Origin of the sequence: Clostridium carboxidivorans P7, from assembly GCF_001038625.1 — a bacterium.
In the GTDB taxonomy this organism is placed as follows: Bacteria; Bacillota; Clostridia; order Clostridiales; family Clostridiaceae; genus Clostridium_AM; species Clostridium_AM carboxidivorans.
Genome location: NZ_CP011803.1, coordinates 2,355,778 through 2,381,044 on the forward strand (window position 1 = coordinate 2,355,778; position 25,267 = coordinate 2,381,044).

A 25,267-nucleotide genomic window follows, 5' to 3' on the forward strand; every position below is an offset into this window, starting at 1 on the left:
AGCAATTTTTTATATTAAAATTACAATAGTTACTACACAGCTTTTTAGGTGGAGGGAGCTTTGAATATATGGTGCATAAAAGCTTTTGAGTAAATTTAGAAGCTCTTATGACTAAAATTTTAAAAATCCCGTAATTTGAATCAAGACGATTCAAGCCGCGAAAGTCCCAGGAAGGGACATTTGAGCGGGTAGGGATTTTTAAATTTTAGGCATTTAGAGCTCCTTAATGAACGGTTGGCTTTTATACACCATATATTCAACGCGGACTCCGCCTAAAAAGCTGTGTCGCAATGTACTTATTATATATTCTTACATTTTTCTTTCAGCCTTAACACTGCGAACTAAACTGTTGGCAGCTAATTTTCCGGTGGATAGAGCCCCCTGCATCCAACCATGGGTTGCAGAGGTATGTTCTCCTGCAAAGAACACCCTATTATCGTATTCTGGTTTTAAAATATTATGTGAAAAAATTCTTTTTTGTTCTGGTGTAAAAAATGCCACGGCTCCTCTAAACCATTCTTCATTATTCCAATGGATAAATTTTGACTGTGTTACTATAGAATCTAGATAATTTCTAGGAAGACCATGAACTTGCTCAACCTGTCTTTTAACTTGCTGGAAGTGTGCATCTCCCTTTATAGCCCCTATATGTGTAGCATATTTGTTTAAATTGTATGAACCTATTAATACTCCTGGTTCATTTGGGTTAGCTCCAGTCATAACATGATCTGAAGGATATAATATATTTGTTATAGATAGGTCAGTATTAGACACGCCACCTACAATCCTTCCGTAATCCGCATTTTCTTCCCAAAAACGCTTTTTGCATAGTAGTAGAGTTCTATGTCCATCCACATAATTTATTTCTCTTATTGCCTGCATTTTTCTATTACTAAAGAAAGGTGCAATATCCATAGTTGAAAGTGTTGTAAATGGGATGGCACAAATAACATAGTCAAATCCTTCTGTAGTTTCTCCTTTAATATTATTTCCTTGATATCTCAATACAACCTTTTTTTCATTTTCAGTTTTATATATTCCCAATACCTGACTGCCGCCTTTCCAGGTCACCTTTCCCAGTTCATTCTGAGGAATTCTATATTCTTTAGGTACTTTAGATGTTAGAGACTTGTAAAATGCAATTGGCAAGTTTACATTGCCACCAGCAACTCTGTAAAGATAAGAAAAATTTTCTGGATAATCTTCCTGCAGTACTTCATTGTAGGATAAATCAATTAGTGCACCTGTAAATGCATCAACACTTGCTATCATATCTATAGCATCAGGACTAAGCCCCAGCATTTCAAAATTTTGACGGATGCTAATATTAAGTAAAGTATTATAACTTGGATTATATTTAGGAAGAATTTTTAAAATTTCAGCTCTTATTTCTGGACGCAGCTTATTCATAAAAAAATGCACTGCATATTCATAAAGTTTGGGCCAGGTTGTATTTTTTTCTATTTGTCTTAAATTATATTTTGGATATATTTTTTTTTCAATGCTTTTAGGATCTCTTCTAGCTCTTGTTTCTTGTACATATACAAAGTTATTAGGATTGTTTTGAATAAATGGCTGCGTAGCAAGTCCAAAAAGATTAATATAATGCCAGGTAGTTTCATGTGCTACTGGAATTCTAATTGGACCAAGTTCCCCATAAAACTTTTTATCTTCATCAAAATAGTAAGTATATACTCTTCCACCCACTCTATCTTTTAGAGCATCAAACACTGTTATGTCAAACCCAAGTTTTCTAAGTTCAAAAGCTGCTGACATACCAGCAAGACCTCCACCTATAATACCTACCTTAATTTTCTTAAATTCACCTGGATATGCATAATTTAAAATATCCGGCGGAGGACCTAAAAGCTTAATAATGTTATTAAAGTCACCTAGTCTACCTGACTTGCGTAATGCATTTTTTAACAATGCATATCTTTGCTCATTAGATGGATTGAATGGTTGAATATCAGCTCTATATACTTCCATAAGTTACTACAACTCCTAAAAATATTCCTTAATAACATGTATATTCAATGTTATATATCTAATTCCAACTAAGTTAACTTTCTAATTGAATCTGTAAATTATATTTTTAATAGTATTCCTGGAAGCACCATAACTTAAATATCCTTCTGAAACATCAACTGCTTCAAACGCATTTTTAATAAAATCATCTACTGAAGTTTTCATTTTATTTGAATTATAGTAATAATCTATTTCTTCATCTAATTGATCTAAGCAGCTGATTGATATATTAACTTTATACTTTAAGCCTTTTGCATTTAACAAATCATTTTGTATTGTTTTTGCTAAAAGGTCAAGGTCTAGTAAACCAAATCTTAATGTGTCTTGATAAGGATTTGGCACATTAGTTAAATCCTCTATTTTTTCATAGGGTTTTGCTTCTAATTCAGTTGGAAATGGACCAACTCCATGCCTTGTCATATAAGCTCTTGTTGCATATACAATTTCTGTATTTTCCATACTATATCCAGCTTCTTTTATTAATTTACTTACATTTTTCATTCCTGTGTTAGATCGTGTAACATGAGGAAAAAATTCATGATTTTGGTCAAGCAAAAGCCCTTGAGCACCTTCAAATAATACACTATCATATGAATCCAACATTTTTAAATTTGTAATAGTTATGGTATTAATCATATTTTTAATGTCTAACAAATAATTTTCAACTATCTCTTTACTTGAAATGATATCTAAAAACATATCTGGAACATTATCTACTCCTAATTCCATCAATCTTTTTTCTAAATATAAGTCTTTAATATTTTTTAGCACTTTTCTAACTAGCGTTTCATTTTTCAAATCCTTAACTGTTAATTTGAAACAATTTTTAGATATGCTGCGTTGAATAGTTTCATTGAACCCTAATCCACAGCTTCCGTGTTTATTCCTGCCGCGAAACATTTCAGCTATTTGATTTATCATCATGTCATATGGTGTTGTAACATAACAATCCTTATCCATAAATATAACAGATTTTACATTTTTGCTCTTTAAGCTGTTAAGTTCTTTAATATAAGTTATAGGATTAACTACAAAGAATCTGCTTAAATAGGTTGGTAAGCCTAAAAACGAGCCTGAACCAAAATGTCCAAAAACATGCCTGTCTCCATTTGGAGTTACAACAGTATGACCTGCCTGAGCACCTCCATTAAATCTTACAACTATCCCATTATTTAAAGTAGATGAAAGATAATCCGTCATCAGCCCCTTACCTTCATCTCCAAAATTTGCACCAATAACAACTTTGATATTTTTCATTTACAACACCTTCTTTTTAAAAAATTAGAACCTTACAATACCATCATTTGATTTAGCATTATTGTCTAATGCTTTAATAGCTTTTTCCACTACAAGTGCTGTAGAGCCATCCCAACTTGATATTACAGTATCAGTATTTGCACCATTTACCACCTGTAAAGTTGAAACAATAACTTCACTCATTTTTTTATAATCTGAAAGTAATATAGCTCTCTGACCAAGGAGGTTTCTCCATTTTCTTATAACTTCCTCTCTGCCATAACGCATGTGGTGTCCTTCTTCTACAATCAAATGAAATACTTCATACTGTCTGCTTACCATAGTCAGTAATTGTTCTGCTGACAATTCTTTAAATTGAGGATTATATCCAAATACCCTTTCAATGTGAGAAGCCAATAAGTTAGGTGTTGGTTCTTCATCACCTATTGTAAACAAGAAACCTTTTTTCTTTCTTTTTTCAAAGCTGTCTATTCTCGTATGCATTGAAGCAAAATACCATGCGAGAATATACCCTTCAAAACTATTTCCTCCTCCTCTTCCTTCAAGATAAATTTTAGCTAATTGTTTTGCAATCCTAATATCTGCTTCAAATTGTGTAACCTGCAGTGGTGCCCTATCTCCTGCGTGTACATCGCCAATACCCATGAACATTATATGTGGATCAGGTACAGGCTTTCTATCATATATTTCTGTTGCAAGAGTAACTAACCCATCTCTTGCCATTGATTCAGCAATGCAGCCCATTGAACCTGTTTCATCCAAGCCTATGATTATAGGTGTTGAATTTGGATTACTTGGCGAATCACAAGATTCCCTCATCTTAATATTTTTAGGGTCTAATTCATCCACAATAGACCTAGATGTGTATATATCTGCTGCACTCTTTGCTTTTGATACAGTATCCTTTGCATAATTTTTCCAATCACTATAATTAAATCTACCAGTTCCCATAATTAATACCTCCTAAAATTTTTTTATTTTTTCATATAGCTGAGTATCATTTAAATTCATTATTGTAAATTTTCTTTCTCCAAAACTGTCATATAAACATTTCATCCAGTTTTCATAATCTTCCACTGCTTTTGGATAAGAAACGCCCCTAACCCAATTTATCATTGGAGCAGGTATAAAACTTTTGGAATTAAGATTAGTACCATTTTTATCACCTAAAAGCTCTCTTCCAATCAGCCTAATTGATTCTAAGTCTGTAGAAATATCACCAACTTTTGTATTTTTAACTTGTGGTGACATAATTGAATAAGTTTCTTCAGTAACTCCAAGCATTTTTTCTCCTTGAGGTACTGCATACCACCACCCCCCTAATAAAGCACCACTATGACATTCAGGTGAAACAAAATAGTTTTTTAATGATATTGAATTATGTGACAGCTTTGCATAGTCTAAGTAGCATACAAGGTTATATAAACTGCTTAATATCCAAGCTGTATGTTTTTCAGGAATATTCCCATCAAAGTAATCCAATACATCCTTTAATAAAAACAAATCAGATGTTTTTTGTATCACAATTCCCAGCTTATTATCTTTTGTTTCAAATTTACCAAGTATCATAGGTAAATACTTTGATACTTCTTCTTTCATTCCTAAATCAGCATAAGTAAAATTATCAATGATTTTAACAGCATTTTCATATAAATCTTTATTGTTTTCATCTACTAGATACAAAACAGCAGTGTTTCCTATATACATAGTACCTAATTCAAAATCATGAGAAATACGATATTTAAGTTCGTACACTTTATTATCTTTTCCAGATAGTCTTATGAAACCATCTGCTTTCCAGCTTCCATTTTTTATTAGGTCTAATCCTTTAAAATACAATTCATTAACTTTAGCCATAACATCCTGAGATTCTTTAGAATTGAAATTGAAGTCTGGATGCCAGTATTTTGTTAGTTTGTGATATTGTTCTTTTATTGTTTTACTGTTAGAAAACAAGTCTCCAGGTTCTTTCATTGTTAATATTTCATTTACAGTAAACATCAGTTACCCCTCCCCTCTTACAAAATTCATCTGTTTAGCAATGATACTATTTGATCACTCTAAGTTTTACAATTTATTACGATACATCCACAAGATTAATATTATTTATTTGTTATTATCAATTTGTTATTATCATTATATACATATTAAATTTTTATGTCAAAAAGCAAATAGCAGAGTATAACTTTGTATTTATTAGCAATAAGCATTTAATTCATTTTTAAAGCTAATAATTGGTATAAATCATAAATTTTTTGAGAATTTCTAAGAAAGCAATTTTTTTAGCTAATAGTTAAGGAAGAAAACTCACCTTCACTGTCCTCTAAAATAGCGAAATCAGATTAAATAAAAATGGAACTATATTAAGCTATAGCTCCATTTTCATTTCTACCTTTTTCTTTTTTGCTTATTGTTTCCTTTAATTTTTTTAATATCAACATGTGGTATTTCCTTTTTTAGTGTTTCAGTTATATGTTTTATCTCTTTATATTTATGCTTACTAACTGAAACATCCTCTAAAGTTACTGGTTCCTTGTGTATATCAATACGTTCTTTACTGATAGGTATTCTAATAGTCTCAGTGTGGGCCTTTGATTCATCATGGGATTGTGGATCAAAAACCTTTTTTTCAATAACTAGCTCTTCCTGTTTTACAGGTACAGTAATATTTTCCTCTTTGGTTAAAACTTCTTTGTGAATGGATACCTCTCCAGTTTGTATTTTGTCCTTGGATATTTTCATTTGCTCTTTACGAAGCTGCATTTTCACATCAGTGCTCACATCATGAGAAGTCTCCTTTAAAATGGTTTCATCTCTGTTCTTATATGTGCTGCTTTGAGCTATTAGTCCACCTATAACTATTCCAATAACAATACCTAATATAGTTCCAGTTATCATAGGATCAATTGCTGTAACTGCAAATATAGTTATAAATCCAGGTATAGCTAAAATAGAAAACTTGTACAAAATAGCAATTATAAAACCAATTATTCCACCAACGAAAGCACTTGTTAAATATTGAACATTTCTTTTATTAGGTACATCTTTATTTAACATACCTCATCCTCCTAAAAAACACCTCTTGAATTTGAGAGGTGTTTTTCTAATTTATTTTATCCCATCGCTGCCATTGCTAATACCCAACCTGAGTCTAAGAATAACTGGATAAATTTCTTAATGGAAACCATCATCTGAATTTTTATCTATTATCTCTGCATCACCATTTGTGTTTATACGAGCTTCTTCTCTTTTTAATTTCTCATCAACATGTTCTGTTTCTTCAACTTCACGCTTATGAGCAGACACTTCTCCAGTTATCACAGTGTGTTTATCTACATTGATCTTTTCTTCACTTACTGGAATACGTATTGTTTCTTCATCACTAATAGGCGTATCACTAGCTTCATTGTCTATTGATCTTCTTTCAATGACAACTTCTTCATGAGTCACTGGAACATCCACTGTTTTTTGCTCTTCAACAATTTCTTTGCTTAATTCAACTTCACCCTTTTGAACCCTACTTTTATTTATATCAAGCTCTTCCTTATGAAGTGTAAGTCTTCCTTCATCTTTATCCTTCTTCTTATCATCGTCATTGCCTAAAATATTATCAAATATCCCCATAATAAGTTACCTCCTACAAGTACATATTTTTGAATTCATTAATATTTTATCCTTGCTGAAGTAATATATCCTTTGGGAAATATGGAGTTAAAGTAAATGACTTACAACAAATAAGTGTTATTTTCATGTATCTATATACATTTTTAACATTTACCGTAAACTTTAATTTAGCTGACAAAATTTATTTCAATACCTCATTAATTTTGTCAATATATGCCTTGATGGAAGCATCCTCCTCATTAACTCCTTTGTACCATACTGATTTATCGCCATTAGCAAAATATTTAGCTTTTAAAATAATTTCTGGTCTGTATTCAAAATGTAAAATATCAAAATGTCCCCATTTTCCGCCCCATATAAAGTTGTTTTTTTCAAAGGCTTCAACTACTTCTCTAGAATATGAATTTAAGCGTTCTTCTCCTTGTTTAGGCGAGGACCATTTCCAATAATCTCTTTTATCACTTGCAAGATCTATAGCAATACCAAAAGAATGAGGACTTAATCGATTAGTGCCTGCAACTAATCTATAGTTAAAAGTACCCATACAAGGGAATAAACATCTTCTAACAGCTTCATTTTCCCTTGAAAGAGGTATGAGATTTTGCATAGTGCTTTCAAGTGCTTCAGCTGCTTTATTATTATTGTTAAAAAGAACATGTGTGTATTTTAAATTTACACTTTTCAAATTTCCTTCTATCTGCTGCTTAGAAGAACCATAAATTTCTTTTAATAATTCATAGGATCTATATCTTCCAGGATCATAATTTTTATCCATTAGTTTTGAAATATTAGTCAAAGGATAAATCTGCTCCATAGTATCCTGCAAATCTGCATTTTCAAGTTTTTCCTCAGGAGTTTTTACTTTTTTATCATCATATAAAATTTTTTTGCCAGATTTCATTATTAGATATACATAATTGTTGTCATCACAATTGATATCCTTTATATATTCTGGATAAGCCATCATCAAACATAATAAATCCTGCTTCATTTTAATATCATACTCATTGGCATTTAAACTTGCAGCATTAATATCAATATTAGACGCTTTAGCTATATATGTTGAGTTAATCAATAGAAAAAATGTTATTATATAAATAAATGTTTTCTTCATAACACACTCACCTTTCTTACTTATAATTTAATTTCTCTGATTTTCAATATAATTATTCACTGGACAATTCCATTTACATATATAACTTCACAGTATAATTTTCAATCAAAAAAATTTAAAGCTTGTTTTGGATTAGCAAAACAAGCTTTAAAATAAAATGGATACTTAATCATAACGTTCAACAAAGGTTTTTAACTGTTCTGTAATATTGTTTATATATTCTAAATTTGAAGATATTTCCTGTGTTGATGCAGCTTGCTCCTGGCTAATGCTTCCTGAACATTCTATTGATTTATTAATTTCAGAAACTGCATCATTCATTTCCTGTAGAATAGCTTGAATTTTTTTTGCCGATTGATTAGATTGTTCTGCAAGTTTTCTTATCTCATTAGCAACAACTGCAAAACCTCTACCATGTTCACCTGCTCTTGCAGCCTCAATTGAAGCATTTAATCCTAAAAGATTTGTTTGCGCTGCTACACTTTTAATAAATTCCAAAATCATAGAAGTATCTCGATGCTTATCTGTTAAATCATGTGCTAGGTTTATTGACTGCTGCCCAGATTCTGAAAGCTCCACTGCACTTTGTGCTATTTGTTCAACATTTATTGATACTTGATTTATAGAGGAAGATAACTGTTTAACACTTTCTACCAAATTATGATTATCGTTCAAATCAATACCTGAACTTAAAGTTCCTATAATCTTTTTATCAACTCCATAAATTGGTGTGAATACTGTCTTTATAGGTCGTCCATATACTTCGGTTGGAATATCATCAAAAGTATCCTTGCCTGTTTTGATACATTCCTCTATAGTACTTATTCCACTAATTGGCTTACCTGCAGGTAAATCAAGCTCAAACTCCCTTGCTCGATAATAGGATAAGTATTCTTTTAAATCGGTCAAACCAACAGCCATGTCTTCACGAACAATCCTATTAATATAGGGAAGGACTAATTTAAATGCTTCTAAAATCGACTCATTTGTTTGAAATTCATTTGATTTTAGCATTTTGAATTTTACCTCCTTATAGTACACATTTTATAACTACCGTTTATTTTTAATGATATTATATCATATTATTCTATTTTATATACAGTAATTTTTGTAATATTAACAATTTTCTAAATATTGTGTAACTATATTTTTAAGGACCATTCGTATATTTAAAATTCAAGCTGTGGATAATTACAATAAGTCTAACTTTGAATCTTTTTCTGTAATCATTCTTATTGGCTTACATGGATTACCATATGCAATATAGTTATCTGGTATATCTTTTGTAACAACACTACCTGCCCCTATAACTACATTGTTTCCAATATTGACACCTCCGCAAACTACAACATTACAAGCAATCCAAACATTATTTCCAATATGAATTTCCTTTGCGTACTCAGACACAGACACATGTCCATCCTCATACTTCATAGCAGTTCTCTCTTCTGCAATAAGTGGATGTGAACTTGCCATAAGGGAAACATTGGGGCCAATCATTACATTATCACCAATATAAATTTTACCATCATCTAAAATTGTGGTATTGAAATTGGCAGCAAAGTTTTCACCAATGAACGTATGACATCCATAGTTAAATTGTATAGGTCCTTGAAAGTGATATCTTTTTCCTATTTTTCCGATAAATTCTTTTATGATTGTTGGACGGCTTTCATCATACTCATCAAGCTGATTAAATTTCCTGCACAGCTCATGTGTCTTATGCTTAATATCTCTAAGTTCTTTCTTAGCAGCATCAAATAATCTACCTTCAAATATTCTTTCCTCTTCTTTCATAACTTAACCTCCTGAAATTTTACTCAAATAGTATTTGTACTATGTTTAAAGTGTAAAATATTAAAGTATTTAAAACAATTGTTAAAATATCAATGTGGGCTGGTACAGATTTATAGAAGAATTTATTTTGACAAGATATGAAGCAATAAAGGAATTAATACTTTCCTTAAAGTGCAGCACGAAAAAAACACTGTAAAATTCAAGTTTGAATAATACAGTGTTAAGGTAAATTGTTTATTTTTTTAATTGTTATATTATTTCAAATGACTTTTTTTAAGTTTCTTTAAAGCCTTCTTGGACCCTCTTTCTATATCCCTTTCAAGCTTTCTTTCCTTGAAACTAACAAATAGTTGATTTAAATCATACCCTTCTGGATATAGCTTAGAAGCCTTAATTTCCAATTTTAATCTTTTGCAATTTACATCAACAAATTCTTTATTAAATAAAATAGTTACATTATTGTATATATCTCTTTCTTTGTAAACAATGGCACTTTCATTCTTATCCATCCAAAGAACCTTATCTCCTACAACAAATTCATAACTTTCACCTTTGTCTTCTTGAATATCCTTTTTCTTCATAATTTTACTATCTCTTATTAATTCATAATTATAATTCTTACTTTCTATATATCTTCTAGTTCTTTCAATTATATTATCTGAAATACCCATTTTCTTTGATATATAAAGAGCATTACTATCCCCTGTCTTTCCTATATTAAGCTTATATAATGGGTCCAATGTGTCACATCTAAACTCCATAGCTGCATTTTCAAAGTCTGGATGCTGCTCTGAGAAGTTTTTAATCTCTCCATAATGGGTGGTTGCTACTGTTATACAGCCCTTATAATACACTTCTTCTAAAATAGCTATTGCTAAGGCTGCACCTTCATTGGGTTCTGTTCCACTTCCAATTTCATCAAATAACAATAATGTTGACTTATTACTTTCCTTTATTATATATGCTAAATTTTTCACGTGGGATGAAAAAGTACTTAAAGCATTTTCTACACTTTGATTATCACCTATATCTACAAATATTTTGTTAAATACAGCAATTTCTGTGCCTTGTTCAGCCTTTATATGAAACCCTGCTTGAACTGCAAGGGTTAACATTCCTAAAGTTTTTAATACTATAGTTTTTCCTCCCGCATTAGGTCCTGTAATTATTAACGACCTATAATCCTTTCCTATTTCAAAATCTAAGGGTACCCCATTTTTAATTAAAGGATAGCCTCCTTTAACTATTTTTATATAACCATGCTCATTTAGTTTAGGTTTTATTCCTTTTATGTCGCTGCTGTATTTTGCTTTTGCCCAAATCATATCATACTCAGCTATTACCTCAATATTTATTTTAATTTCTCTTATTCTTTCATATAGCATTTCCGTTAAAGTAGCTAATATTTTATATTCCTCTACAGATTCTTCAACTTTTAAAGTTGCTAGCTCAGAAGTGTATTTAACTATTACATTTGGCTCTATAAATACAGTACTGCCCTTTAATGAAGTTTCAACAATTTCACCCTGAACTTGATTTTTAAAGGCAGCTTTTATAGGTATTGTATACTTCCCATTTCTTTGACTTACAAAAAATTCTTGTATATACTCTTTATTTGAAGGGTTTTTCAGAAATTTTTCAAGCCTTCCTTTTATTTGACCTTCACATACATCAATTTGCCTTCTTATTTTTTTTAGCTCCTTTGAAGCATTGGAATCCACTCTATTTCCTGATATTGATATATTTATTTCTTCTTCTATATAACTTAAATCTGTTATATTTAAGCTATAGGAACTTAAAGTAGGAGCATAACCTTCCTTATCCTTCATGAATAATTTAAGTTTTCTACATCCTCTTAAAAAGTTTTCCATGGTACTTAATTCCTCTGGATCTAATGCTGCACCCTTTTCCATTTTCTCTATAAGTGGATTTACATTAAATATTCCATCAAAGGGTATATGATAAGAAGCATCTAAAAGTGCCCTTCCTTCAGAGGTTTCATCTAATCTTCTATTTACCACCTTTATATTTGTACTTGGCTCTAATTTATCTATTAAGGATTTACCCAAGCCACTTGCGCAATATCCTTTTACTATTTCTTTTAATTCATAATAATGTAATTTTTCTAATGTTGTATTATCCATTTTAAAATTCCTTCCTCAACTTTATTCAAGCCGACGAAACCTAGATAGATTTCTAGTATTAATTGTAAAATAAAAAAGCCATGGATACTCCACAGCTTCAATTGCAAACTTAATAAAGGTTATTAAACCCCAAAGTAGTTTCGTGGACTTGTATCTATAAATAGTAATTAATTCCATAACAATTAAAGGTATTGCACCTTCAATTTTAGAATCAATATTAAATTACCTATTTTAGATACTAAACACTCACAAAAATACCTCTCTTTTTTTGAAATCTATCTATATATTAAATATTATATACCAAAATATATGACTTATCAACTTTATTTAAAAGTTTCGACTTTTCTGTATAAAATGTTGACATTACCCTATATTACACCTCAATAATAGATGGTGTATGCTCCACAAATGGCAAAAAATCATTAATGATTTGTGTTGTTCTAAGCTTCATATAACCAGTAGTTGTACCATCACTACACCCATACCATTCTTCAGCCAAAACGTCTTTGTCAAAAATAATTTGTACATCATTATTTTTGTCAAGTATGGCACTGAAAACAGTTGCTGCTCCAATTTTAGCTCCCAGCATCTTTTCCATTAAATCTGCAGGAGCAAATGAAACGCGAGCTATCCCTAATGCATTGCTGAAGTTCTTTGACTTGAACGGTTTATCGCCTGTAGTAATGAACAGATAAAAAACTGTTTGCTGTCGATTACAAAGAAACAGAGTTTTTACCATCTTCATATCTAACTTTTTATTAATCTGAACACAATCTTCCATGGTAATCGCTTCATCTGTATCAACACGTTTAAATGGAATATGTAAGTTTTGTAATACCCTATACGTTTCCTTTTGTAATGGAGTATTAAACTTGTCTGGCGATGTTGTATAAATATCACTTACAAAAAACATTGTTTATTTCATCCTTTCTCTTGAAAACTCTATGGGCATAGTTTATCATAAATTTATAAATTACAAAAGCGAATATTAATCATAATAAAGATGACAAAATCAGATATATGTGAGGTGAACATAGTTATGGATATGAACATTCAAAAATATATGGCATTTGTTAAGACAGTTGAATATGGGAGTTTCACAAAGACCGCAGAGATTTTGAACTATTCTCAGTCTGGTATTGGCCGTATGATTAATGATTTAGAAAAAGAATGGGGTGTATCACTTCTTGAACGTGGACGCTCTGGTGTACGATTAACTTCCGACGGTTTGAAATTATTGCCACTTGCTAAAAATGTATGTAATGAATATGAAAAATTACAAACGCAAGTTGAAGAATTGAACGGATTGCAATCTGGACTTATCCGAATAGGTACCTTTTCAAGCGTAGCTACTCATTGGCTTCCAAATATCATTAAAGAATTTCAAAAGGATTATCCTAATATTGATTATGAGTTGCTATTGGGGGACTATATAGAAATAGAAAACTGGATTTTAGAAGGACGTGTAGATTGCGGCTTTCTTCGGCTTCCTACACTTCCAGAGTTTGAAACAATTTTTTTAGAACGGGATAAACTACTTGTGGTTTTACCCCAAAATCATCCGCTTGCAGATTTGAAATATTTTCCAATAGAGGCATTATGTGATTATCCTTTTATGCTCTTGGAAAAAGGTGCAAAAGCAGAGGTTTCAGAGATATTTGAACGATATAATATTTCCCCTAAAATTCATTTTACAACATGGGATGACTATGCCATCATGTCCATGGTAGAAAATGGGCTTGGAATCAGTATATTACCCGAATTGATTTTGCAGCGTATTCCTTATCAAATTGTAGTAAAAGAACTTGAAATTCCTTGCTTTAGAAATATTGGTGTTGCTATGAGAGATCAAAAATCAATTTCTCTTGCAACCAAGCGATTTTTAGAATACTTGCAATATAGAAAGAGAAAGTAAATTTTTACCTCAAGGCCCTTGATATCAACCTACTCTTCTCTATAAGTATAACTGTCTCCTGGTGTGCTGTTTTGGAAAAGCGAATAATAAACAATTAGTGTGCTATTCATACATACTATATCCTTTTTATTGGCCTATCTTATGTAAATAGCATGAATATTTATTAATTTATAATAATAAAATATAGTTATGAAAACAATTGGAAAGGTTAATAAAAAATGCCCAAAGAATATTCTAAATTATCCATTGTAAATTCACCAATTGGAAAAAAGAATATAGATTGTAGTGGATCAGCAATCTCTGGAGTTAGAATGAATCCATCAAAGGCTTATGGTGAAATACCCAGTTTGCTGCAGAAATTCATCAACGAAAAAGATAATACAGCTTGGAATAACCTAACAAGTAAAATAGACTATATTTATTATAATTTAGATTATACCTTATCAGGACTTAATAAAGAGACTTCCTTTGGAAATAAGGTGAAATCAGAGCTAAGACTTGGAAAGAAATTGTTATTCAAGCCAAACCTTGTATTTCCAGCCAACATAGATGAAAAAACACACGGTAGAGCAGTAGGAACTCCTATCCTTACTGAATGGGTCTTAATAGCTGCATTAATGAGATGGTTCCATGATAAACTAAAAATAAGCTATTATGAAATGTCCTTAGGCGAAGCTTCCACCAGCACCTTTATACTGGCAGCTATGTATAGTAAAACATCAGGTAAAAATATTACAACAGAGGCTGTCTTTGAAGGGCGAAGTGGTGATTTCTATGGCGGATGGGGCTTCTACTTTGTTAGAAAATACTTATCAGAGCGCCATGGTTCTTCACATAAGGACGATCCTATGAAGGGCTACGAGGATAGCATTAGAGGACAATTCATACCTCCAGGCAAAGCATCTGACAGACTAATGGTATATGATCTCAATAAAATTGAGGATGTTATAAATAAAGGAAGAACCATACCAGTTCCTGATGGAGCAGTCTTCAAGGAAATTACACTAAGCAAAGTAATAATAGGCGGCGATCCAAATGATAAGGATGACTTAGAAAATTATCCTGGCTGCATCCTAATAAATGTTCCAAAGCTTAAAATGCATGCTCAAGACTTGATTACTAATGCTATTAAAAATCTAGGTATAGGGCTTTATCCAAATCAGAAGTATGATTTTCCTCATACAGTTTACCCAAATCTAAAGGGAAAACTGCCGCATTCTCCTTGGGTTCTTGAAATGGATCCTGATACCCATCTACCAGTTATAGATAAAAACGGAAACTATAATGCTACAAAAACTGCAGGCTTTTCAGGAACTCAATCTGATGTTATAAAAGCAGTTCAGAATCAAAAGATATTCTTACTTCATGTAACCGATACTATAAATATTATTAATTTAAGTCACAATCCAGATGAGTGCTCGGTAAGTATTCCAGAAGGCTATATTTTTGCTTCATTAGATTGTGTAGCTCTAGATCTCTTTTGTGCTAGATACTGTTTTAAGACACTTCCAATGCTTCAGGCATCAAAACTTAAAGTACAATATAACTGGCCTACAGAGTTTGTTCATCATGTTCCCGTTGCAATAAGTCACGGAAGAAATATATCCACATCAACATGGTTTGATTCACCTCTATTTAGATATAACTTATATGGTTATGCCGAAGGAAGAGGCATAGGTCAACAGAAATATTATGTATTGGGTTATGATAGTACTACAAATTGCCCTTTGGCATCACTAAATGGTCATCTTGGCAGGATAGATAATGGAACCTTTATGGAACTTATAACAAAAACTTTGTATTATAATCCTAACACTATACTGCATGATTTGCAGCTCACCATTTTAAGTTATACAAAAGCTTGTGATACTCTAACGGGAACCTCCCTTTATAAGGAGTTTATGGATTACTTTGATGAAAATAAAGACGGTATAATAGATTATGATGAGAAAGGTAGAGGCTTTGAAACAGCAATATTCGGCATATCTTCTTATACTATTGATATTCTATTAATTGATGCTTATGGAGAAATTAAGAAAAACTTTCTTTATTCAGCCATGGTAATGAAAAATACTAATAAAAACTGGAATTCTAAAGGTCAGGATTTCGCAAAAGAAGCTTTGCTTGTAAGTTATGCTGCAACAGCTTATAAGCTCTCACAATTAGATACTGTTTATCCAGATAATTTTATTAAAGGAATGAAGTATGGTCGTGGAATGTGGCCTAGCTGGCATACAGTTATCTATTTACACACTAACGACACTATATATGGCTCTCAGTTTATTAATAATATAAGTCTTAGTTCTCTATATGGCAGCGCTTTTCAATATGCCGACAAAGTTTTAAATTCAGGCGGATACACTAAAAGTACTAATCCTATGACACTAAATTCTGGTACCATACAATATGGTGATAAAATTCTAGAACCAGTGGACCAAAAGGTAAGTGCTGCTGATTCTATAAAAAGATATTTTGAAGCTTTGTCTAAGAGCGCAGTTCCTTTGAAGTTTACTTTATATGTACCTAAGGGCTTTGGAAAATTGGAAGGCGTTAAAATACCTAATGTTGAAGAAACCAATGACCCAGAAAAGATTTTCACTGCTCACTTTCATCAAATTTGGTGATATATTTAAAGATTGTAGATGGAGGTAAAGATGTTTAAATTTGAAGAAGATAAAACCTATAGTATGCCACCATTCTTTGGAGGAACTGTATTTGATGCTAATTTCACCGCTACTGCCAATACTTTAGCGCTGAACTTCACTTTTAGCACTGACGGTAAAGAATTAGACAAATTTTTGCCTAAAGGCTTTGAACTTTTAAAGCCTGAACTCACTATCAGCTTGTCTCAGCTTAGAGGCTGCAACTGGTTTGTTGGCGGAGGCTATAATTTAATACAAGTTCAGGTTCCCGCTCGCTTCAATGGAAAACATGATAAATTAGAGGGTGTTTTTCCATTAGTTATCTGGGAAAATAATACCATTCCAATAACTGGAGGAAGGGAACAAAGTGGCCAGCCTAAAATTTTTGCTGATATAGAAGATCTTCATGCTTATGATGGCAGATATTTTACCAATGCCAGCATATTTGGAGAAACCTTTATACGTCTAGAGATGTCTGAGACAAAATTGTGGGAAAAAGGAAAGTTAGAAAAAACAAAAGCTGCAGGTCCTATACCTAATAATGTCTTTGGCTGGCGTTATATTCCTAACGTAAATGGTCCAGGAGCAGCTTTAAATGAACCTATACTTTATCCACAGTCAATTACTATTATGTCTGGATGGTACGGTAAAGGTGCTGTAGAATGGATAGCTAATGAGAAAAATGTATACAATCATATAATCAAGCAGCTGGCTGATTTACCTGTATATGGTAATGTATCTGTTAACAGTGTAAATGGTACAGTCTTTATGAATGCTTTGAAAGGGCGGATTCTTAGGTAGCAAACTACATCACAAAACCCTTGACACTTCCGTCAAGGGTTTAACTGCTTCATTACATTAACTGCATCAAATGCATCTATTGTAAATCCCCTACCAACAGGAAGAAGCAATATATCTAATTAAATTTATCTAGCTAAATAAGCTTTTGTATATAAGATAATGTATCTAAAAATTCTCTGAACTTTTCCTCACCAACTCCCTGTTCTATAACAAGTTGAGCATTGTTCCATAATGGTATAGCTTCTCTAAGTTTTACAAACCCACTCTCAGTTATAGATATATATCTCTTTCGTGAATCATCTTCTCCCTGTCTTACATCAACATACCCTTTTTTCTTTAATATTTCGATGTTTCGTGTTACAGTTGTTTGATCCATCAAAAAAATATCTGCTAACTCACCAACTGTACTACTTTCACGTGAAGAAATATCCGCCAACAGGGCAAATTGAGTGGCACGTAAACCCACTGGCTGGAAGGCTTTATCAAAATATTGCGTTACCACTCTTGTTGTCATCCTCAAATTTTTACATGCACAATCTTTCAGGTGTTCCTTGCTGCTTCTAATAGCCAAATCTAAACTACCTCCCATCTATATGTATATGCATATAATATCCTATAGCTGTTTCTGCTGTCAAGATAACATAAACCAATGCCTTGCTGCTCAGCTATTAAATTGATAACATCATAATTTACATATAGATCTCTTAAGCTGCTTTACCTAACACAGTCAAATAACTCTCTGCGAATTGAATAAGCCATTTCACGAATTTTTTCATTTTCATTTTTGCAAGCTCTCATAATATAAGGTTTATAACTATCTTTATAATTGTTACCCATAAAACACAAAACGTCAACCTTCCATTTCCAAAGGTCATCTGGGGATAAATAAAAAAACTTTGGCTGAACCTTTTCCCTATAAAAGCTTTCCTCCATATCCATGATATTTTCTGGTGTTAAAGAAGGAGCCAATTCTGACAATCCAGGAAATTCTTCAACCTCCTGCCATTTACCTTTATTCATTGGACATACATCCTGACAAATATCACATCCATAAATACATTGTCCAAAGCTTTTCCTTAAAGGTTCCTGTGGTAAATTACGCCCCCCAAAGGTTGTTAAAAAAGAAATACAGTCAGTAGGTGACATAGTATAAGGCGCAGATAGGGATTTAGTTGGACACGCTGCTACACAGGCACCACAATTCTTTGGACACTGTGGAACAGTTGGTATCTCCCTTAACTCCATTTCTCTATCTGTCAACCATGCTTCTAGATGAACCCATGACCCAGATTCTGTATAAAAGAAATTATTTCTTCTTACAATTCCAATGCCAGCTTGTAAAGCTGCCCAGCGTAACCCTACAACTCCAAACTTTTGGTTAGTAGCAACCTGAAGTCCTAGTTCTTGCATATATTTATCCATTACCTTGCTGTTCTGATATTCTTTCGTATTAGCATCCACACGTATATCGAACAAGTAGGACTTTCCTATATGACTTCTTACAGACTCTGGAACTTTATATTTGCCATATCTAGCTGCAACTACTACAATAGATTTTGCCCATGGATATTCTTCTAGTGGATTAACTAATCGCCTCTGTCTTTGGTAAAATGGCCCTGACTTTTGAACCTTTTGAATTCTCTCTTCAACCTTTTCACCATAACCATTCATAAAACTAATTGGAATAATCCCGCATTTTTCATAGCCTAATTCATAGGCCTTCTCCTGAATCTTTTGCTCTATTGTAAGCATAATCTTCTCACTCCTCTTTTATATGTATCTACATATAAATTATTAAAGTTATCTACCATCAAAATTAATCATTGTAACATCAATTAATTTAAATACAATTCAATATTATATGCATATACATATAATATTGAATTGTATAAGAAATGTCAATATTGTATTTTATATGAGCATTCATTCTAAGAACAATACACATGGAACTATTCTCTAAAATTAAACGTATTCTGCTATTATATGCTCAACCTAGAAACTTGACTCAGCTATTGGCACGTATCACCATTTACTATTGAGAATTTTGTTCTTTTTGATAACTTAATCTCAGTGATACATAAATTGAATTATTGGACCATTGAAAAACTTAGGGTTGTCAACTCATATTCAACTCGCGGGGGAAGTTCTGCATATACTATACGTTTAGATAATATCTAAACTACATTTAAAGTATAAAATATTAAAATACTTAAAACAATTTCTAAAATATTAATATGATCTAGTACAGATTTACAAGTAAAATCATTTTTACAAAATATTAAGCAATAAAAAATTCTCTACTATCTAAGTGAGCCACTTTCATTTATTTTAGCATCTACATTAACTATAAAATTAATTTTCGAAAATATTTTTTTAAGCCAATCTTCGGTAAATTCATAGGAGGGATCTATAGCCCAATATCTTGCCTGTATAGAAAATGGATCAACTCTAGATTGTTTAAACTTGTTAAATAAAGCTTCTATTTGGCCTTTTGCTAACACTTCAAGTTGTTTATGTAATTCAAAAAGATTGTTTTCCTTATAATCAGTCTCTTCAACAGCTCCCACAAGTTTTACATTTACTTGACAATCTATAGAGTTATCTTTATTTTTTATAAGCCTAATATCTGTTTTGGCATTTTTTATATTAAAGCCTATAGGATGGCTATTTTTTTCATGCTCCATTTTGAAAAAAAATGTTTTTATATGAGGCTTAATTATATTAAAAATCCTAGTTTCTTCAGGAGATAATACCATCTTCATTTTTCCTTGTTCAAATACAGCTATTTTATTTATAGAGAACTCATTGTCAACTATTTCAATTATAGGACAACAAGGTGAAAGTCCTGGTGTAATTAAATCTCTATAGGTTTCATATACTTTTACTCTTTGGATATATTGAGATTTCACACCTTGACCAAATTTAAGAAAAAGACTGTTTGATGCTATCTTTTCAGATGGAGGCTGTAATTCTAATATCTTTTTTGCACTAGGAAAACCTACTGTTGTCCAAGCTATAGTTTGAAGGTCACGTCTTCTTATAAAATAGTCAATAATCGGGTCTATAGGAGTTTCCTGTGCAAAATTCTTTCCAAAAATAATTATCTTTAAATGTGAAAAATCTGGTTCAAGAGAGGACTCCGCCTTAAATTTTCTTAAAGCATCTCCAATGGAATCAGTTTCTACAGTAAATAATTGATAATTTTTTTGATTTTCATTTCCTCCACTTCTACCTCCAATGGAGGTGGGGATTGCAGTTTTAATTATTACCTTCATTTGTTTTTGCTGCTCTCCGGAATCAATCCCCAATGCCACTACAAAAGTTCTTCTATCTATATCCTTAAAATCGCAGCTTGTCAAAGAAAGACTAAATATTAATATTAGCATTAATTTAACTATATATTTCATCTTTAAATTTTCCCCTTATCTTGGTAAATATAAAAAATATAAAACTTAGAATAAATTGAATCCAAAAGTATATTGAAATATACTTAATACCTGAATTTAAAAGGATCTTAGTATTGCTCATGAAATTAATCCAAAGGAAAAAAACTATACTGATTATAACAACAAAAAACATGTTAACATACTTGTTGTAATTTAAACTAATAAAAAGTCCCTTTGCAGTGAAAGCATAGTTTAATATATTTGAAAGCATATACAATATAAACAAAGGAAGCAACAAAAACAAAACACGTTCTATTACAAATAAATCCACTGCCATAGTATCTGCTGTTAACATATGCACAAGAAGAAGCTGTTTTACTGCTACAGGACCCCAAATTCCCACAGGAATCAATATAATCAAGGATGCTATGGGTAATCCTATAAATATAAAAACACAAACAGTCTTTATCCAGCTGATTCTTTTTAACAAAGGATTAAAAAGTGTTTGTGGATATAACCCACAGTAAATAAATGCTGATATCCCAATTAGCCACATTGTTGGAAACTTCATAGAATGTATTATACTTCCTTTAACATAGAACCAACTCATTTCTCGAAAACTTAACTCAAGCTGTAATATTGCCCATAAAGCCATAATAACAGTTATAAAGGATATGAAGTTTAAATAGGTATCATTAGAATTTTTAAATACCGTTATTATTAATAGAAGAAACACTGCACCTAAAGCTATAACTGAAGTATTGGGCAACATAAAGTTATTTATGATAACAAGCAAACCCCTGGACATAAATAAGCTCATGATAATATACAAGACTATATGAAAAAAAACAAAAATATGTCCTAAAACTTTTCCAAACAATCTAATTGAAATATCTGTAAGTGTGTAGCTCTTGAAATGGTTATACACATAAATTGTAAAATATGCATTTACTGAAGCAACCACTAATCCTATCAAAATAGCTATTGGAAAACCTTTTTCAATATTTTGAGTCAATGCGTATGGTACAAAGATCATGAACTGTGAAATGTTGGCGTTAATTATTAAAATGTAAAAATATCTAGCATTCACTATTTTTCTCCCTTTCTAAGATTAGCTTGCAATCCACTCAAACTAAAGTTGCCTATTGGATTGAAAAATGGTATTCCGAAGCATTTAATTGAGAATATGTAGGAACAGAAACCAATAAGGCCCATAAGTAATCCAAAGGTTCCAGCAGCTGATGCAAAAATAAGTACTATGTATTTCATAATTCTGATAGAAAAATTCATTGAGGCTATTGGAATCGTAAAGTTTGTTATTGCAACTACCGAAACAATTATAATCATGATATGACTTACTAAATTGGCCTGTGTAGCTGCCTGCCCAAGAATTAAACCTCCAACAGTAGTGGCTGTGGCACCTATAGTCTTGGGAAGTCTGATACTTGCTTCTATTAAAAATTCCATGACAAGAAGCATTATAATTACTTCGATAAATGCTGGATATGTTACTCCTGCCCTACTTCCTGCTATTGATAGAGCAAGCTGGACACGAAATAATTCTGGATTATATGCAGTAAAAGCAACATATAGACCTGGAAAGGCTACACTTATAAATAACCCCAAGTATCTAAGCCAAAGAAGAAATAAAGAAACTAATGGTGGTAACGAAAAGTCATCCATAGTTTGAAAAAACTCGTGAAACATTACTGGTGCAATTAAGCCTTCTGGAGTTCCTTCCATAAACAAGACAACTCTTCCATAAGCCAATGCCCGAATTGCTCTATCAGGCCTTTCAGTCACAATTAATTTAGGTATCAACCACTGCCTTTTCAACAGGTATTGCTGAAGTTCTTGCATTGTTTGTATTACAGGAACAGATATTTTGTTTATTTTATCTGAGATATTATTTACTACTTCTTCATTTGCTGTACTTGAATCATAAAGCAGTATTATTTTTTTATTAGCTTTCTTCCCCACATGAAGAGTATTTGCTATAAGTTCTGGTCGATGATATAATTGCCTGATAAGATTTATATTAACATTAATATTCTCAACAAAGCCTTCAATTGCACCATCTATGGATGCTTCTCTTTGAACCTCACCAACATTTCTACTTTCATATTTCACCGCTTCTTGAACTGAATAAATTTCCTTGTTGTAAAACGCTATAACATGACCTTTATACATTTTGTTAACAGCACTATCTATATCAATCTTACTACTTATAGTTGGAAAATACATAGGAAAGTTAACTGTTGAATTAAAATATGGCTTCTTTATATTTTCTGTAATGTATACTTCATTTACTAAGGTTTTTATATAATACAGTGTAAATTCGCTGTTAATTATTAATTTTTCTGTATCTTCGCTATTCTTTACAAGGGTATCAAGCTGTTCCTGAACATTCCTTGTTAAATCCATTAATCTCACATACCTTTCATTATTTTTTACTAATTCAATAGTTAGTTTGTTATAATTATAAAAAAATTATTCTATTAAAAAATAAATTCGAAAATCAAGGTAGCTACCCCCATATTATTTTCAATTTTACAAGTTATATCACTTCATGAAAAATATCACGCAATTACTGAATTTAAAAAGATAAGAGGCAAGTTATATACTCACCTCATTATGAAATACTTATATAGTTTTAAATAATTTTTATAGAAAATTATAACACATATTCAATATAATTACTTATATAAAATGCATCTACCTTTTGGTATCACATTATTCGATTTTCAAAGAACACTCATATCGTTAGATTAATTTATTAAATCTCAATATTTTTATATAGTGTTTCAAAACAAAAAAGTGCATACAAGTGTACTTGTCATTTTGCAAAGCATACTTGACATAACTATTGGTATATGATACCATTTAATTACTGGAGGTGTTTTCTTGGATGATAAAACTAATTTAAATAATAGACTAAAAGTTGCACGTGCTGAACTTAACATTTCGCAGCAGCAACTTGCGAATATGGCAGGAGTAAGTCGTCAAACAATAAGTTCTATAGAAACTGGTCAATACTGTCCAACTGCTAAATTAGCACTAATACTTGCAAAGTGTTTGCAAAAAAAGTTTGAAGATTTATTTTATTTAGAGGAGGAATAAAAATGTTTAAAAAAAGTAACACTCAAGGTAAAAGCACACCTATTTATGGCATTATAGATGAAAGGACAAAAGCTGTTGTATATCAAGGAGATGCTTACGCTTGTAGATTCATAATGTTTGCAATTCTCTTCGATATATTTATAAGAGGGCTGCACTTAAGTAATCCACTTATAGAATCAAACTTTGACCTAATGTTAATTGTAATAATTGGAGGTTTAATATCAACAGCTTATCAAATTAAAAGTAAGGTTATTTCTCATCATTCTGCTGCTCGTAGTTTTATTATTATTGCATTATTTTCAGCACTCGGTGCATTCTTAATAACATTTTTCTGCAAAAGATAATTATTCAAGTTAACTGGCAGCGGATATAATATCCTATATCTTACACATTCCAAGATAAAATTAACCTTAACATTTGTGACAATCTTAAAATAAACTTTAATTTGCTTAATATATATACAAAGGACTTATAGTACTAATTATAACTAGTACCATAAGTCCTCATTATAATATTTCTATAGTTTTTGCTAATTCATTAAGTTTACTTAACGTTTTCCAATTACGCACAGTTGTTGGTACATTTAATTTATAAAGATTATTAGCAAGTTTTATATGTTGTTTATTTATGGATTAATCGTATATTACATTTTTTCCTTCATCACTTAACTTTTTTAAAGATGAAAGCATATGATTTATTTCTTCATCAGAATGTCTTTCCCATGAACCTAATTCGGCTATTATTTTCAAAGGATATTTAGATCTATAAGAACGTGTTGGATTTCCAGGAAATCTTTTGTCAGTTAAGTTTGGGTCATTTTCAAATTCACCTAATGGTTCTACAATATAAATTCTTTCTTTTGATTTAGATGCCGCTAATTCAGCACCCCATTTAGCAGCATTTAATGTTGCAGTAAAATAAATATAGTTAGATTTTTTATTTTGGTAATTTGATAAGTACTTTGGTTCTAGTAAATCTCCAATTTTTAGTTCTGCTTTAGTGCCATGAAAAAAAGGACCATTATCTAAAACATCTTTTTTGTCATTCATGCTGATTCACTCCTTTTATATTTTTAAATTTAACATATCCTTTCTAGGTATAAGTGAAACAATTTTATATAAAATGATATCTACTAATCCCATAATACCCACAATAAGTGCAAATTATAAGCCTGTTATTTAACAAAACTCTTTCTTTTAATTAAAGAGATTTTTCACAGTGCAGCAGAGAAAAATCTTCCTTCACTGTCCTCTGTCAATTGTACTCTAACCTCACAAAAATACCTCTATTTTTTGAAATCTATCTATTATTGAATGTTAAACCCATAAGACATAGCATTTCTGAGTGTTTAATCACAACCTTTATATGCTTAGCATAAAATTAAATAGAGCCTTTGAAAGGGAAGAATAATATGTATAACACAAATTCTTATTACGTTA

At 31.3% G+C, this 25,267-nt stretch carries 22 protein-coding genes; 5 read left to right on the plus strand and 17 right to left on the minus strand.

The window, feature by feature from the left end:
• Positions 1-309 precede the first annotated feature (309 nt).
• The 11 genes from Ccar_RS10170 to Ccar_RS10220 all read right to left on the minus strand — a co-directional run bounded on the left by Ccar_RS10170 (position 310) and on the right by Ccar_RS10220 (position 12,877).
• A complete protein-coding gene (locus Ccar_RS10170; RefSeq protein ID WP_007062564.1) occupies positions 310-1,989 on the minus strand; it encodes a flavin monoamine oxidase family protein in 1,680 nt (559 codons plus the stop codon).
• Positions 1,990-2,070: 81 nt separating this feature from the next.
• On the minus strand, positions 2,071-3,285 hold the full coding sequence (locus Ccar_RS10175) for an adenylosuccinate synthetase (protein WP_007062563.1): 1,215 nt from the start codon (positions 3,283-3,285) through the stop codon (positions 2,071-2,073).
• 24 nt (positions 3,286-3,309) lie between these two features.
• Positions 3,310-4,236, minus strand: coding sequence for a hypothetical protein (locus Ccar_RS10180; protein ID WP_007062562.1), 927 nt, complete (start codon positions 4,234-4,236; stop codon positions 3,310-3,312).
• Positions 4,237-4,248: 12 nt separating this feature from the next.
• Positions 4,249-5,286, minus strand: coding sequence for a J domain-containing protein (locus tag Ccar_RS10185; RefSeq protein WP_007062561.1), 1,038 nt, complete (start codon positions 5,284-5,286; stop codon positions 4,249-4,251).
• A 387-nt stretch (positions 5,287-5,673) separates the two neighbouring features.
• Positions 5,674-6,342: a YsnF/AvaK domain-containing protein gene (locus Ccar_RS10190; protein ID WP_007062560.1), complete on the minus strand. Its 669-nt coding sequence runs from the start codon at positions 6,340-6,342 to the stop codon at positions 5,674-5,676.
• A 117-nt stretch (positions 6,343-6,459) separates the two neighbouring features.
• A complete protein-coding gene (locus Ccar_RS10195; RefSeq protein WP_007062559.1) occupies positions 6,460-6,909 on the minus strand; it encodes a YsnF/AvaK domain-containing protein in 450 nt (149 codons plus the stop codon).
• A gap of 181 nt (positions 6,910-7,090) precedes the next feature.
• Positions 7,091-8,023 (minus strand): M15 family metallopeptidase, encoded by a 933-nt coding sequence (locus tag Ccar_RS10200; protein ID WP_007062558.1) that lies wholly within the window; start codon positions 8,021-8,023, stop codon positions 7,091-7,093.
• Positions 8,024-8,188: 165 nt separating this feature from the next.
• Positions 8,189-9,037, minus strand: a complete 849-nt coding sequence (locus Ccar_RS27560) for a methyl-accepting chemotaxis protein (RefSeq protein ID WP_007062557.1) — start codon at positions 9,035-9,037, stop codon at positions 8,189-8,191.
• Between the two features lie 177 nt (positions 9,038-9,214).
• Positions 9,215-9,820, minus strand: coding sequence for a sugar O-acetyltransferase (locus tag Ccar_RS10210; RefSeq protein ID WP_007062556.1), 606 nt, complete (start codon positions 9,818-9,820; stop codon positions 9,215-9,217).
• A gap of 254 nt (positions 9,821-10,074) precedes the next feature.
• Positions 10,075-11,964: an endonuclease MutS2 gene (locus Ccar_RS10215; RefSeq protein ID WP_007064729.1), complete on the minus strand. Its 1,890-nt coding sequence runs from the start codon at positions 11,962-11,964 to the stop codon at positions 10,075-10,077.
• Positions 11,965-12,337: 373 nt separating this feature from the next.
• Positions 12,338-12,877 (minus strand): prolyl-tRNA synthetase associated domain-containing protein, encoded by a 540-nt coding sequence (locus Ccar_RS10220; RefSeq protein WP_007062553.1) that lies wholly within the window; start codon positions 12,875-12,877, stop codon positions 12,338-12,340.
• Positions 12,878-13,003: 126 nt separating this feature from the next.
• On the opposite strand from Ccar_RS10220, the gene Ccar_RS10225 reads away from it, so the two are divergent.
• The 3 genes from Ccar_RS10225 to Ccar_RS10235 all read left to right on the plus strand — a co-directional run bounded on the left by Ccar_RS10225 (position 13,004) and on the right by Ccar_RS10235 (position 17,322).
• Entirely contained in the window at positions 13,004-13,879 is an 876-nt protein-coding gene (locus tag Ccar_RS10225; protein WP_007064730.1) for a LysR family transcriptional regulator, read from the plus strand.
• A gap of 218 nt (positions 13,880-14,097) precedes the next feature.
• Complete coding sequence (locus Ccar_RS10230) at positions 14,098-16,503, plus strand: DUF362 domain-containing protein (protein WP_007064731.1); 2,406 nt, start codon at positions 14,098-14,100, stop codon at positions 16,501-16,503.
• 30 nt (positions 16,504-16,533) lie between these two features.
• The gene (locus tag Ccar_RS10235) at positions 16,534-17,322 is read left to right on the plus strand and encodes an acetoacetate decarboxylase family protein (RefSeq protein ID WP_007064732.1); all 789 of its coding nucleotides are present in this window, start codon (positions 16,534-16,536) and stop codon (positions 17,320-17,322) included.
• A 133-nt stretch (positions 17,323-17,455) separates the two neighbouring features.
• On the opposite strand, the gene Ccar_RS10240 is transcribed toward Ccar_RS10235, so the two are convergent.
• The 5 genes from Ccar_RS10240 to Ccar_RS10260 form a co-directional block, all read right to left on the minus strand.
• Positions 17,456-17,893, minus strand: a complete 438-nt coding sequence (locus Ccar_RS10240; RefSeq protein ID WP_007064733.1) for a MarR family winged helix-turn-helix transcriptional regulator — start codon at positions 17,891-17,893, stop codon at positions 17,456-17,458.
• A gap of 143 nt (positions 17,894-18,036) precedes the next feature.
• Positions 18,037-19,074: an epoxyqueuosine reductase gene (locus Ccar_RS10245; protein ID WP_007062545.1), complete on the minus strand. Its 1,038-nt coding sequence runs from the start codon at positions 19,072-19,074 to the stop codon at positions 18,037-18,039.
• A 548-nt stretch (positions 19,075-19,622) separates the two neighbouring features.
• A complete protein-coding gene (locus Ccar_RS10250; RefSeq protein ID WP_007062544.1) occupies positions 19,623-20,729 on the minus strand; it encodes a Ger(x)C family spore germination protein in 1,107 nt (368 codons plus the stop codon).
• Complete coding sequence (locus tag Ccar_RS10255; protein WP_007062543.1) at positions 20,713-21,798, minus strand: GerAB/ArcD/ProY family transporter; 1,086 nt, start codon at positions 21,796-21,798, stop codon at positions 20,713-20,715. The genes Ccar_RS10250 and Ccar_RS10255 overlap by 17 nt, the downstream gene beginning before the upstream one ends.
• Positions 21,798-23,132, minus strand: coding sequence for a spore germination protein (locus tag Ccar_RS10260; RefSeq protein ID WP_007062542.1), 1,335 nt, complete (start codon positions 23,130-23,132; stop codon positions 21,798-21,800). Before Ccar_RS10260 ends, Ccar_RS10255 begins: the two co-directional genes overlap by 1 nt.
• Positions 23,133-23,612: 480 nt before the next feature.
• On the opposite strand from Ccar_RS10260, the gene Ccar_RS10265 reads away from it, so the two are divergent.
• Entirely contained in the window at positions 23,613-23,828 is a 216-nt protein-coding gene (locus Ccar_RS10265; RefSeq protein ID WP_007062541.1) for a helix-turn-helix transcriptional regulator, read from the plus strand.
• Between the two features lie 2 nt (positions 23,829-23,830).
• Positions 23,831-24,172 carry a hypothetical protein gene (locus tag Ccar_RS10270; RefSeq protein ID WP_007062540.1) on the plus strand — a complete coding sequence of 114 codons (342 nt, stop codon included), beginning with the start codon at positions 23,831-23,833 and terminating at the stop codon, positions 24,170-24,172.
• A gap of 288 nt (positions 24,173-24,460) precedes the next feature.
• Here the strand turns inward: Ccar_RS10270 and arr are convergent, their stop codons facing one another.
• Positions 24,461-24,877 (minus strand): NAD(+)--rifampin ADP-ribosyltransferase, encoded by a 417-nt coding sequence (gene arr / locus Ccar_RS10275; RefSeq protein ID WP_007062539.1) that lies wholly within the window; start codon positions 24,875-24,877, stop codon positions 24,461-24,463.
• Positions 24,878-25,267: the final 390 nt, after the last annotated feature.